Genomic DNA, 13553 nt, shown 5'->3' with positions numbered 1-13553 from the left:
ACCATGATCAGGTTCATTGCGAAACGACTGGGCAGCGGGCTAGTGGTGCTGCTTGTTGTCTCGGCGCTCACCTTCTTCCTGCTGTATATGTCCAGCGGGAGCATCGCCCGGAACATCCTGGGCGATCAGGCCACCGCTGAACAGGTGGCGATGAAGGAACACGAGCTGGGGCTGGACCAGCCCCTGCTGACCCGCTACTTTGCCTGGGTGGCCGATGCCCTCAGCGGAAACCTGGGTGCTTCCTGGTTCTCCTCGGAACCGGTGGCCAACTCCCTGGCCACCCGGATTCCGGTGACCATGACCATGGTTTTCGCCGCAATGATCCTGATCGCAATTTGTGCCGCACTCATTGGTGTCATCGCCGCGGTCAAGCGCGGCTGGGTGGACAGGGTGGTCCAGGTTGGCGCCATCATCGGCGACTCCGTTCCCGGGTTCGTGATCGGCGTCATCCTGGTCACCATCCTGGCCATCCAGCTGGGCCTCTTCCCGGCCACCAGCACCATTTCCCCGGATTCCGGGGCCGACGCGTGGGTCTATTCCATGTCCCTTCCGGTGATCGCCCTGCTGATCAACGGCGTCACCGGGGGCGCGCAGCAGATTCGCAGCGCCGTCATTAAGCAACTCGAGCGGGACTACGTCCGCACCCTGCGCAGCCGCGGGATCGGCGAGCGCGAGATCCTGTTCAAGCATGTCCTGCGCAGTGCCGCGCCGGCCGGCCTGACCGTGCTGAGCCTGCAGCTGATCGGCATGCTGGGTGGCGTGGTGATCATCGAGCAGATCTTCGCCCTTCCCGGCATGGGTCCGCTGGCGGTCGCCGCTACCGGGCAGTCGGATCTTCCCGTGGTGATGGGCGTCGTGATGTACACGGTGGTCGTGGTCATTGTGGTGAACCTGCTGGTGGACATTCTCAATGGCTGGCTCAACCCGAAAGTACGTGTGTCATGAACAATTCTTCCGAAGAAGCCGCCGCAACCGCGGCAGCCGCCGCCCCCGCCAGTGCGATTTCCGCCGGGCAAAGCGGCACCGTGGTCCGGTCCACCGTCATCCGGCGCCTGTTCAAGAACCCGCTGGGCATCGTTGCCATGACCATCCTGCTGGCGGTCTCGCTCCTGGCGGTACTGGCCCCGGTCCTGGCGCCCTTCGACCAGAACTACGCCAACATCGCCAAGACCCTCGCCGCCCCGGACTCCGTGAACATCCTCGGAACGGACAGCGCCGGGCGCGACGTCTTCAGCCGGCTGCTGTACGGCGCGCAGCTGACGCTGCTTTCCGCCCTGCTCTGCGCGGGCGTGGCCATTGCCATCGGCCTGCCGGCCGGCCTGATCGCCGGGTACTACGCCGGCAAATTCGAGGCAGTCTCCAACTGGGTAGTCGGCATCCTCATGAGCCTCCCGGGCCTGATCGTGCTGCTGACCATCCGGGCGGCCTTCGGCCCCTCGGTCTGGATGTCCATGATCGCCTTCGGCATCCTGATCAGCCCGTCCTACTTCCGGCTGACCCGCACGGCCGTCCAGTCGGTGCGCAACGAGCTCTATGTCGACGCCGCACGGGTCTCCGGGCTGTCCGACCTGAGCATCATCGCCCGCCACATCTTCTCTGTGGTCCGCGCCCCCATCATCATCCAGACCGCGGCGATCGCCGGCGTGGCCATCGCCATCCAGTCCGGCCTGGAATTCCTCGGTCTGGGCGACCCCACCAAGTCCACCTGGGGCGTCATGCTCTCGGAGGGCTTCAAGAACGTCTACCTGAACCCGACGCTGCTGTTCTGGCCGGCACTGGCCATGGCGCTGACCATCGGCGGCCTGGTCCTGCTGGGCAACGCCATCCGCGATGCCCTCGAGGACGGCGAAAAGATCAAGCCCCGCCGCACCAAGGCGCCGGTCACGGTCCCGGTTACAGGCCGGGCGGCGGCGCCGGCCGCCCGCCCGTCGCGGAAGTCCGTGGCCGCCGTCGACCCCGGAACCGAACACCACCTGGTCAAGGTGACCAATCTCGGCGTCGGCTATCCGCAGGCGGACGGCTCCATCAAGAAGGTCGTCGACGACGTCTCCTTCCACGTGGACCGCGGCGAGATCCTGGGCATCGTGGGCGAATCCGGTTCGGGCAAGTCCCAGACCGCCTTCTCCATCCTGGGGCTGCTGCCGGACAATGCCCGCATCGTGGCCGGCTCCATCCAGTTCGACGGCAGCTACACCGTGGCCCCGGGCGAGGAACACGTCAGCCAGGAGCGCCTGGCCAAACTCCGCGGCAGACGGATTTCCTACATCCCGCAGGAGCCCATGAGCAACCTGGACCCGGCCTTCACCATCGGCTACCAGCTGGTCACTCCCATGGTGCGCGTCCTCGGCATTTCCAAGGCCGAGGCCAGGAAGCGGGCGCTGAAGCTGCTCACCGACGTCGGAATCGTCAGCCCGGAACGGACCTTCAACGCCTACCCGCACGAAGTCTCCGGCGGCATGGCCCAGCGCGTCCTGATCGCCGGCGCCATCAGCTGCGAACCGGACCTGGTGATCGCCGATGAGCCCACCACGGCCCTGGATGTCACGGTGCAGGCGGACGTGCTGGACCTGCTGCGCGAGCTCCAGCAGCGCCTGAACATCGGCGTCATCCTGGTGACCCACAACTTCGGGGTGGTGGCGGACCTCTGCGACCGTGTGGCTGTCATGCAGAACGGCCGGCTCGTAGAGGAAGGATCCGTCCGCGACATCCTGCGCAATCCGCAGGAACCCTACACGCAAACGCTCCTTGCATCGATGCTTGAAGGCAAGGAACCCATGTCCATGCTCGTTTCCACCGGCCAGAAGGAGCCAGTCGCATGAGCCCCACCGAAAGCGCTCCGTTGCTCACAGTGGACCAGCTGGTGGTCGAGTACCCCAGCAAGAAGTTCCGGGCCAAACCCTTCCGCGCCCTGACGGACATCAACATCAGCATCGGCCGCGGCGAAACCCTCGGCCTGGTGGGGGAATCCGGTTCCGGCAAGACCACCCTGGGCCGCGCCATCCTGGGGCTGGCCCCGGTGACCGGCGGGAAGATCAGCTTCGACGGCAAGGACATCAGCCACGCCACCCGCAAAGACCGGCGGGTCCTGAGCCGGGACCTGCAGGTGGTGTTCCAGGATCCCTACACCTCGCTGAACCCCGCCCTGGAGATCGGCGACATCCTCGCCGAACCACTGGGCGTGCAGGGCATGGAGCCAGCGGCGGCCAAGAAGCGTGTCAAGGAACTGCTGGACCAGGTGGGCCTGCCCGCCGACGCCATCAACCGGCTGCCGCGCGAATTCAGCGGCGGGCAGCGCCAGCGCGTGGCGATCGCCCGCGCCCTGGCTCTCTCGCCCAAGCTGATCGTCTGCGATGAGCCGGTCAGTGCCCTGGACCTCTCCACACAGGCCCGGGTGCTGGACCTTTTCCTGCAGATCCAGAAGGACACCGGTGTGTCCTACCTCTTCGTTTCCCACGACCTCGACGTCGTCCGGCACATCAGCCATCGCGTCGCCGTGATGTACCACGGGGAGATTGTCGAACAAGGCCCGGCCGGCGTCGTCACCGCCGACCCCGACCACCCCTACACCCAGCGGCTGCTGCTCGCCTCCCCGGTCCCGGACCCGGACCGGCAGGAACAGCGCCGCGCGGACCGGCACCGCCTGCTCGAAACGCAGCGGATGCAGCACGAACAAGCGGGTGCCCTCGCCTGAGGAAACCCGCGCCGTCAGATAGAACGGCCGGCTACAACGGCCGGCGCCCTGGCGGCAGCACCTAACCGGCAACGAGGGCCCTTATGGGTCCGGAACACCACGGAGGAATACAGTGGCCAAGATTGGCGTACAAGCGATGATGCTGAGAGACAGCTTCGCCGAAGTGGGGGCGTTCGAGACGCTCCGCAAGGTGAGCGCGATCGGATACAACGCCGTCGAGATCTCCCAGATCCCGATGACCCCGGAGAACGTCGCCGAGCTGGACCGCTCCCGGAGTGAACTGGGCATGGACATCGCGGCACTCTCCGTCGCGATGGAGACTCCCAAGGGCCGTCCCGGAGATTCCCTGGCGGAACACTTCGACAAGATCGTGGAGGACGCCAAGCGCCTGGACTCCAACCTCCTGCGGATCGGCATGCTGCCGTTCCCGGCCATGAAATCGATCGCGGCGGTCGTTGATTTCGCCAAGCAGGCCAACGGGTACGCGGAGCGCCTGCAGGAACACGGCCTGAGCCTGTACTACCACAACCACCACATCGAGTTCGCGAAGTTCGACGGCACCCACATGCTGGACATCATCGCCGCGAACTCCCCGGCCATGGGCCTGGAAATCGACGTGCACTGGGTGCAGCGCGGCGGCCTGGACCCCGTCCGGACGCTGCAGAAGTACGCCGGCCGCACGGCCATGGTCCACCTGAAGGACTACCGGATCGGCCAGCTCCCCGAGCGCGCCTTCGGGCTCCTGGAAACCGGGGACATCAACGGCTTCATGGCCGAGTTCAAGGACGTGGTCCAGTTCGCCGAAGTGGGCGAAGGCAACCTGGACTTCGCCTCCATCATTCCGGCCGCCCAGGCCGCCGGTGCCGAGTACCTGCTGGTGGAGCAGGACGAGCTCTACGGGCGCACCGTGTGGGACGCACTGCAGACCTCCTACGACAACCTGGTGGCGCTCGGCCACGCGGACCTTTTCTAGCCCCCTGACTATGGAGAATTCACTCATGAGCAAGAAAGTACGCCTCGGCATCATCGGCCTGGGCCAGCAGGGCGGCGCCTACGCCCAGTTCATCACCGACGACCTGGTCCCGAACATGGTGATCGGTGCCATTTGCGACACCGATCCCGCGAAAATGGAACTGGCGGCCGTCAAGTACCCCGACGCACCCTTCTACGACGACTACATCGCCATGCTGGAAAGCGGCGACGTCGACGCGGTCGTGACGTGCGTGCCGCACTTCCTGCACCCGGAAATGGGGATCGAGACCCTCAAGCGCAACCTCCACGCCCTCGTGGAGAAGCCGGCCGGCGTGTACACCAAGCAGGTCATGGAGCTCAACGAATTTGCCGCTAGCAAGCCCGAGCTGTCCTTCGCCATCATGTTCAACCAGCGCAACAACCCGCTGTACCAGAAGCTGAAAGAGATCGTCGACGGCGGCGAGATCGGCGGCATCCGCCGCACCAACTGGATCATCACCAACTGGTGGCGCCCGCAGGGCTATTACAACTCCAGCGAATGGCGCGCCACTTGGGGCGGCGAGGGCGGCGGCGTCCTGGTCAACCAGGCCCCGCACCAGCTGGACCTGTGGCAGTGGATCTGCGGCGTGCCGAAGTCCGTGTACGCCAAGGTTGCCTACGGCTTCCGCCGCGACATTGCCGTGGAGGACGAAGTCACGGCCGTAGTGGACTACGGCAACGGCGCCACCGGCGTCTTCGTCACCGCGACGCACGACCTCGTGGGTACCGACCGCTTCGAGATCCTGGGCGAGAAGGGCAAGATCGTGGTGGAGAACAGCAAGACCGCCACCGTGACCCGGCTGAAGAAGCCCGAGCGTGAACTCAGCGACGGCATGGGCATGGACGATGTCCGCAAGCTCTTCATGGGCGAGCTGAACCCCGGGGAGTACTACACCACCGAGGTCATCGAGTTCGAGTCCGCCTGGGGCGCGCAACACTCCGGCGTCCTGGCGAACTTCGCCGCCAACATCCTGGACGGGACGCCGCTGCTGGCCCCGGGATCGGACGGCATCAAGGGTGTCCGCCTGGCCAACGCCATCCACCTCTCCAGCTGGACCGGCACGGAGGTGGCGCTGGACTTTGACGAGGACGAGTTCCTCGCCGAGCTGAACAAGCGCATCGCGGAGGAAGGCAAGTTCCCCGAGCGCTCCTAGCCCACCCGACCCAGTCGCAGAAGGGGCCGTTTTGAGCGCTCAAAACGGCCTCTGCTGCGAGCTGGTTGGGGTTTTTCCTCGTTAGGATGGGGCGGTGACTGAACCCAAGACGCCGGACGCTGCCGCAACATCGGACCCGGCCAAGAAGCATTCCCGGTCCGGAAAGTCCCACGCCACCATCTACGACATCGCCAAGGTTGCCGGCGTCAATCCCTCCACCGTCTCACGGGCGCTCAGCAAGCCCGGCCGGGTCAGCGCCAAGACGCAGAAACTCATCGAGGACGCCGCCGCCGAGCTGAACTACCAGGTCAATCCGTTCGCCCGCGCGCTGCCCACCGGCCGCACCAACACCTTCGGCCTGATCGTCGCGGACATCACCAACCCCACGTTTTTCGACATCATCCGCGGGGCGGAAACGACGGCCACGCTGCGGGACTACACCCTGGTGCTGGCCGAGTCGGCCGAGTCCGGCGTCACCGAACTGACGGCAGCACGCCGGATGATGGCCACCGTGGACGGACTGATCCTGGCCAGCCCCCGCATGGACGACGACGACATCCGCGCCATCGCCCGGGACAAGCCGGTGGTGGTCATCAACCGCGAGGTCGACGGCGTGCCGTGCGTGGTTCCCGACGTCAACAAGGGCATCAGCGAGGCCGTCCGCAGCTTGGCCGCCAACGGGCACCACAAGGTTGCCTTTGTTGCCGGGCCGCCGCAGTCCTGGATGTCCGCGCGCCGCTGGGAAGGCGTGCAGGCGGCCTGCGAGTGGTCCGGGCTCGAGGCCCTGCGGCTGGAATCCGCCAAACCCACCGTCGACGGCGGCCGCCAGGTGGCGCGCGACGTCCGGGCCAGCGGGGCCACGGCCGTGCTGACCTACAACGACCTCCTGGCCATCGGGCTCATGCAGGAACTCCAGGCCGCCGGCATGGTGGTCCCGGACCAGATCAGCATCGTGGGCTTCGACGACATCTTCGGGGCGGATTTCACCACGCCTCCGCTCACCACCGTGCGCTCGCCGCTGGGGGAGTGCGGCTCGGGCGCCGCCACGCTGCTCCTGGATCTGCTGCACGGCGCGGGGGAGCCTGCCGCCACCCTGCGCGTCGAGACGGAGCTGGTGCTGCGCGGCTCCAGCGGGCGGCTGCTGCCCGCGGGCCAGCCACGCCTGTGAGGCCACCCGCAACCTGGTGGCAATTATTGGCAACCGGTTGACAAACACTGGAGGCAAGCCGGACCATTGATCTATGTCACAGTCGATTGCCGCCAACCCAGACCGGCTCCTGCCCGCGGATCCCGGAACGCGCAGCATTGCGCGCGACCTCCTGCAGCGCGTCCAGGACCTCCCCATCATTTCCCCGCACGGGCACGTTGACGCCGCGGTCATCGAGCACAACAGCCCCTTCCCGGACCCGGCAGCGCTGCTGGTCAGCCCGGACCACTACGTCACCCGGCTGATCCACGCCAGCGGCGTCCCGCTGGAACGGCTGCGGGGCTCGGCCGCGGGGGAGCCGGACTCCCGCACGGTCTGGCGCGAGTTCTGCAAGGCGTGGCCGCTGTTCGAAGGCACGGCCTCCGGCTACTGGCTCCGCACCCAGTTCAGCAGCGTCTTCGGCCTCCGGCAGGAGATCAGCGCCGAGACCGCCGATGCCAGCTACGATGCGATCTCCGCCAAGCTGCTGGAGCCCGGCTTCCGTCCCCGCCAGCTCTTCAAGGACTTCAACATCGAGGTGCTGGCCACCACGGACGACCCCCTGGACAGCCTCGCCAGCCACGCGGCGATCGCCGAGGACCCCACGTTCCACGGCCGCGTCCTGCCCACCTTCCGCCCCGACGCCTACCTCAACATCGCGCACCCCACGTGGTCCGCGAACGTGGACCGGCTCGTCGCGGCAGCGGGCGACGGCGCCACCGGCTATGCCGGCTACATCACCGCCCTGGAAAACCGGCGTCGCTACTTCGTGGACCATGGCGCAGTCTCGGCCGACCACGGCGTCCGGACCCCGGCAACGCTCAAGCTCGACGCCGGCGACGCGGCCAGGCTGTTCGACCGCGCCCGCTCGGGCCAGGCCACGGCGGCCGACCGCGACGACTTCGAAGCCCACATGATGTACCAGATGGCACGGATGTCCGTGGAGGACGGCCTGGTCATGACCATCCACCCGGGGTCCTACCGCAACCACCACGAACCCACGTTCAACGCCTTCGGCGCCGACACCGGCCACGACATCCCGTTCGCCGTCAACTACACCGAGGCGATCCGTCCGCTGCTGCAGGACTTCGGCACCGCCAAGGACTTCCACCTGGTGCTCTTCACCCTCGATGAGACCGTGTTCTCCCGCGAGCTCGCGCCGCTGGCAGGCTTCTACCCCTCCGTCTACCTCGGCGCCCCGTGGTGGTTCCTGGACGCACCCGACGCCATGCTGCGCTTCCGCTCGGCCGTGACCGAAACCGCAGGATTCTCCCGTTCGTCCGGCTTCATCGATGACACCCGCGCCTTCTGCTCCATCCCCGCGCGCCACGACGCCTCCCGCCGGATCGAGGCCTCCTTCCTGGCCAGGCTGGTCGCGGAACACCGCGTCAGCGAGGACCGCGCCCATGAACTGATCGTCGACATCGTGGACGGCTCACCCCGACGGGTGTTCAAACTGTGAGCGTCGAACAGCACACCGGGGCCCCGGCCGGCGTGGAACTTCCCCAACTGAGCCGCCGCCTGCGCCCCGGCGCCAAGGCACCCGTGCGGATCGTCCACCTGGGCCTGGGCGCCTTCCACCGCTCGCACCAGGGGTGGTACACCCACCAGGCGTCCGACGCCGCGGACTGGGGCATCGCGGCCTTCACCGGCCGCCGCCCCGACGCCGCCCTGGCGCTGGCCGAACAGGACGGGCTCTACACGATCGTGAACCGGGCCGACGGCGGCGACTCCTTCACCGTTGTCAGCAGCATCGTCGAAGCCGTGGACGGGGCGGATGTGCAGCGGCTTGCGGAGCTGGTCGCCGCCCCGGCCACCGCGGTGATCACCCTGACCATCACCGAGGCGGCCTACCGGCTCCGCGCCGACGGGCAGCTTGACCGCACCGCGCCCGACGTCGCCGCCGACCTTGCGCTGCTGGCGTCCGGCAGCGGAAGCCCGGCGACGCCGCTGGGCCGGCTGGTGCTGGCCCTCGCAGCCCGCCGGGCTGCCGGGTCGGGACCGCTCGCCGTCGTCTGCTGCGACAACCTTTCCAACAACGGCACCGTCGCGCACAACGCCGTGGCAGGCATGGCCGGGGCATGGGACGCGGGCCTGGCCGGATGGATCAACGCCAACGTCAGCTTCGTCAGCACCTCGGTGGACCGCATCACTCCCCGCACCACGGCCGCGGACATCGCCGCCGTCCAGGCCGCGTGCGGCTACCGCGACAATTCGCCCGTGGTGGCCGAGCCCTTCTCCAACTGGGTGCTCAGCGGGGAGTTCCCCGCCGGGCGGCCGCGCTGGGAAGACGCCGGTGCCGTGTTCGTCGCCGAGATCGAGCCGTACGAGAACCGCAAACTCTGGCTCCTGAACGGCGCACACTCCCTGCTGGCCTACGCCGGCCAGCTGCGCGGCCACACCACCGTGGCCCAGGCACTGGCGGACCCGCTGTGCCTGCGGGCCGTTGAAAGCTTTTGGGACGAGGCGGAGGCAAACCTGTCCGGGCCGGAGGGAAATGCCGCGGACCTGCAGGTCCCGGCCTACCGCGCCGCCCTGCTGGAGCGATTCGGCAACGCCCGGATTGCCCACCACCTCGCACAGATCGCGATGGACGGCAGCACGAAGCTGCGGATGCGCGCCATTCCGGTGCTGCGGGCCGAGCGTGCCGCGGGCAGGCCCGGCGCGGCGGCCGCGCTCATGATTGCCGCCTGGATGGACTACAGCGCCGCCTCCGCCGCGTTCCAGGATCCGCTGGCCAGCGAGGTGGCCGCAGCCAACCGGCTCGCGGGCGCCGAGCGGACCCGTGCCTTGCTGGCTTTGGTGGATCCTGCCCTGGCCGGCGACGGTTCCGCCGTGGACCTCATTGAAGGCTTGCGCGGAACGTTCGGAGAGCAGGCTGTCTCCCCGTAACGCCCCGCGTGCAAGCACTGCTGCCCGGCTCCCCGACCATGGGGAGCCGGGCAGCAGTGCTTCGATGAACTTTCACTAAAATTATGGCAACCGCTTGCCATTTGATTGCCAGGTGATTAGGATTACAGCAAGAGCGCAGACCGGCCCCGCGGTCGGACCCCAAAAAACACTCCCCGGCACTGCCCGCAAAGACGCGATAGGACCCCCAATGCTCAAGCCCCAGGCCAGCGAAACCCGCGAGATCGTCAATCTCGACGGCCTGTACCGCTTCAAGGTCGACTTTGACCGCTCCGGCCACCGGGACGAATGGTTCAAGGCCCCCCTGGAAACCGGGCTGGAAATGGGCGTCCCGGCCAGCTACAACGATGTCTTCCCCGACAAGGCCGTCCGCGACCACGTGGGCTACGTCTGGTACCAGCGCGACGTCCGGGTCCCGCGCGGCTGGGCAGGGGAGCGGATCCACGTCCGCCTCGACTCGGCCACGCACGAGGGCATGGTGTGGGTGGATGACACCCTGGTGGCCCAGCACACCGGCGGCTACATGCCGTTCAGCGCGGACATCACGGACCACGTGACACCGGGGCAGGTCTTCCGCCTGACGGTCTCGGTCAACAACGAGCTCACGCAGGCCACCATCCCGCCCGGGACCATCACCGTCACCGGGGACGGCCGCCGCCAGCAGAGCTACCTCCACGATTTCTACAACTACGCCGGCCTGCACCGCAGCCTCTGGCTGTTCAGCACCCCCGCGGTCACGGTCGATGACATCACCGTCGTCACCGGCTTCGAAGGAACCACCGGCAGCGTCGACTACACGATTTCCACCGCCGACGGGACCGGCAGCGAAACGGTCACCGTATCCCTCCGCGACGCCGACGGCATCGAGGTCGCCCGCGCCGACGGTGCCCGCGGCACGCTGGCGGTCGCCGACGTCGTGCTCTGGAAGCCCGGCGCCGCCTACCTGTACAGCCTCACCGCGCAGATCCGCGACGGCGGCCGGCTGCTGGACAGCTACACCCTGCCGGTCGGCGTCCGCACCGTGGAAGTCAGCGGCAAGGAATTCCTCATCAACGGCGAACCGTTCTACTTCACCGGCTTCGGCATGCACGAGGACCACGTGGCCATCGGCAAGGGCCACAGCAACGCCCAGATGGTCAACGACTTCCAGCTCCTGGACTGGGTGGGCGCCAACTCGTTCCGGACCTCGCACTACCCCTACGCCGAGGAAGTCATGGAGTTCGCGGACCGGCACGGCATTGTGGTGATCGACGAAACCGCCGCCGTCGGGCTGCACCTGGGCTTCGGCGCCGTCTTCGGCGGCATCGCCAAGAAGACCTACGTCGAGGGCGGCGTGGACGCCAACACCGCCGCCAACCACCGGCAGGCGATTACCGAACTCGTCGCCCGCGACAAGAACCACCCCTCGGTCGTGATCTGGTCGATCGCCAACGAACCGAACGGTTCCGAGGAGGGCGCCCGCGAGTACTTCGCTCCCCTTGTGGAGCTGACCCGCAGCCTGGACCCCACCCGGCCCGTCGGCTACGTCAACGTCCTGTTCGACACCCCGGACAAGGAACTGCTCGGGGACCTGTTCGACGTGATCATGCTCAACCGCTACTACGGCTGGTACGTCGACAACGGCGACCTCGAAACCGCCGAACAGCACCTCGAGAAGGAGCTGCGCGAGTGGGAAGCCAAGTACGGCAAGCCCATGATCATGACCGAGTACGGACCGGACACCATGCCCGGCTTCCACTCCATCTATGAACAGCCCTGGAGCGAGGAATACCAGGCCGCGTTCCTGGCCATGTACCACCGGGTCTTCGACAGGGTGGACGCCATGGCCGGTGAACAGGTCTGGAACTTCGCGGACTTCCAGACCTCCAACGGCATCATGCGCGTGGATGGCAACAAGAAGGGCGTCTTCACCCGGGACAGGCGGCCCAAACCCGCTGCCTATGCCCTGCGCCAACGGTGGACGGCACTGGCCGGCACCAAGAACAGCACCTCCAAGGCGTAGGCCTTACCGCACATTTTTCGCCGGACCCAGGTCCGGCAACGGGTAAAGGAGCCCCCTCATGAAAAAGCTGAACAAGCTCAGCATCGTCGGCTATGGCGCCGGCGACGCCGCAAACAATCTGGCCTTCACCACCGCCACCATGTTCCTGCTCGTGTACTACACGGATGTGGCCGGGATCTCCGCCGCGGCCGCCGGCACCCTGCTGCTGGTGGTGCGGATCTTCGATGCCTTCGCGGACGTCTTCGCCGGCCGCGTGGTGGACCGGACCTACAGCAAGCGGTTCGGCAAGTTCCGTCCGTTCATCATGTTCGGCTCCATCCCGTTGCTGCTGCTGAGCGTGGCCACCTTCTCCATTCCTGAGCTCGGCGAATCCGGCACCCTGCTCTACGCCTACGTCACGTACGCCGCCCTGGGCCTGGCCTACAGCCTGGTCAACATCCCCTACGGCTCCCTCGCCGGCGCCATGACCCAGGACCCGGCGGAACGCGCCAAGCTCGGCTCCGCCCGGATGATCGGCGCGCTGCTGGTCGGCTCCGCCCTGGGCATCTTCGTGGCCCCGCTGATCAAGCCCGGCGCCGACCTGCAGGCAACCTTCACCACCATCACCCTGTCATTCGTCGTCATCGGTGCGGCCCTGTACTTCTTCACCGTCCTGACCGCCAAGGAGCGGGTCTACCGCGCCGTCCCCAACGTCACGTTCAAGCAGAGCATGGACACCCTCAAGGGCAACCGGCCGCTGCTGATGCTGTGCCTGAGCTCCTTCTTCTTCCTGACCGGCTACCTGGCCCTCACCTCGGTCCAGCTCTACTACCTCCGCGATGTCCTCGGACGGCTGGACCTGTACCCGGTGCTGTCCATCACGCAGCTCTTCCTCACCTTCGTGCTGGCCGCCTTCATGCCCAGGCTGGTCCGCAAGCTCGGCAAGAAGCGGGTCTACATCTTCTCGTCGCTGCTCACGGTGATTGGCGGCGCCATCGTCTTCTTCACTCCAGCCAGCCAGGTCTGGATCGGTTTCACCGGCCTGGTGATCAGCCTCGTGGGCGTCCTCGCGGTCAACATCGTGGTGTGGGCCCTCGAAGCCGACACGGTCGAGTACGGCGAATGGAAGACCGGCGTCCGCACCGAGGGCATCACGTACGCGCTGTTCTCCTTCACCCGCAAGACCGGCCAGGCAGTCGGCGGCGCGCTCGCGGCCTACGCCCTGGCCCTGGGCGGCTACAAGTCCGGCGCCGTCCAGACGCCCGACGCCGTCTTCGGCATCCAGCTCGCCGCCGGCGCCCTGCCGGCGGTCATGACCATCCTGGCCGTGATCGTCATGGCCAAGTACACGCTCACCGATACCATGCATGCCCGGATCCTCACCGAGATCCAGGCCCGCCGCACCGACGGCGAAGGCAAGGCCAACTCCGACACCGACGGCGCCGCCCCCGCCGTTTCGGCCGGCGCCGCGCCGTTGGCGCCGGGCAACTAAGACATCCCCGTTAGAGCAGATAAGGACCTGTTGTGAAAATCATTGCCGCTGAAGTGTTCGTCACCAGCCCCTCCCGGAACTTCGTGACCCTGCGGATCACCACCGAGGACGGGGTGACCGGGATCGGG

The 13553-nt window shown here is 67.2% G+C and carries 10 protein-coding genes; all 10 read left to right on the top strand.

The window, feature by feature from the left end:
• The first annotated feature begins 3 nt into the window (after positions 1 to 3).
• Entirely contained in the window at positions 4 to 945 is a 942-nt protein-coding gene (locus tag AC1DXI_RS03825) for an ABC transporter permease (protein WP_476937511.1), read from the top strand.
• The gene (locus tag AC1DXI_RS03820) at positions 942 to 2819 is read left to right on the top strand and encodes a dipeptide/oligopeptide/nickel ABC transporter permease/ATP-binding protein (protein ID WP_476937510.1); all 1878 of its coding nucleotides are present in this window, start codon (positions 942 to 944) and stop codon (positions 2817 to 2819) included. Before AC1DXI_RS03825 ends, AC1DXI_RS03820 begins: the two co-directional genes overlap by 4 nt.
• Positions 2816 to 3691 carry an ATP-binding cassette domain-containing protein gene (locus tag AC1DXI_RS03815; protein WP_476937509.1) on the top strand — a complete coding sequence of 292 codons (876 nt, stop codon included), beginning with the start codon at positions 2816 to 2818 and terminating at the stop codon, positions 3689 to 3691. The genes AC1DXI_RS03820 and AC1DXI_RS03815 overlap by 4 nt, the downstream gene beginning before the upstream one ends.
• Positions 3692 to 3803: 112 nt before the next feature.
• Positions 3804 to 4664: a sugar phosphate isomerase/epimerase family protein gene (locus tag AC1DXI_RS03810; RefSeq protein WP_476937508.1), complete on the top strand. Its 861-nt coding sequence runs from the start codon at positions 3804 to 3806 to the stop codon at positions 4662 to 4664.
• Between the two features lie 25 nt (positions 4665 to 4689).
• Positions 4690 to 5856: a Gfo/Idh/MocA family protein gene (locus AC1DXI_RS03805; protein ID WP_476937507.1), complete on the top strand. Its 1167-nt coding sequence runs from the start codon at positions 4690 to 4692 to the stop codon at positions 5854 to 5856.
• Positions 5857 to 5950: 94 nt separating this feature from the next.
• Positions 5951 to 7024, top strand: a complete 1074-nt coding sequence (locus AC1DXI_RS03800) for a LacI family DNA-binding transcriptional regulator (protein WP_476937506.1) — start codon at positions 5951 to 5953, stop codon at positions 7022 to 7024.
• Between the two features lie 73 nt (positions 7025 to 7097).
• Complete coding sequence (gene uxaC, locus AC1DXI_RS03795; protein ID WP_476937505.1) at positions 7098 to 8504, top strand: glucuronate isomerase; 1407 nt, start codon at positions 7098 to 7100, stop codon at positions 8502 to 8504.
• On the top strand, positions 8501 to 9934 hold the full coding sequence (locus AC1DXI_RS03790; protein ID WP_476937504.1) for a mannitol dehydrogenase family protein: 1434 nt from the start codon (positions 8501 to 8503) through the stop codon (positions 9932 to 9934). The genes uxaC and AC1DXI_RS03790 overlap by 4 nt, the downstream gene beginning before the upstream one ends.
• A gap of 208 nt (positions 9935 to 10142) precedes the next feature.
• Positions 10143 to 11954, top strand: a complete 1812-nt coding sequence (gene uidA / locus AC1DXI_RS03785) for a beta-glucuronidase (RefSeq protein ID WP_476937503.1) — start codon at positions 10143 to 10145, stop codon at positions 11952 to 11954.
• 58 nt (positions 11955 to 12012) lie between these two features.
• Entirely contained in the window at positions 12013 to 13425 is a 1413-nt protein-coding gene (gene uidB / locus AC1DXI_RS03780) for a glucuronide transporter (RefSeq protein ID WP_476937502.1), read from the top strand.
• Positions 13426 to 13553: the final 128 nt, after the last annotated feature.

Source organism: Arthrobacter sp. P1_H7, assembly GCF_056405215.1.
The sequence above is the reverse complement of the archived record's forward strand: the minus strand, read 5'-3'. Positions and strand labels throughout refer to the sequence as shown.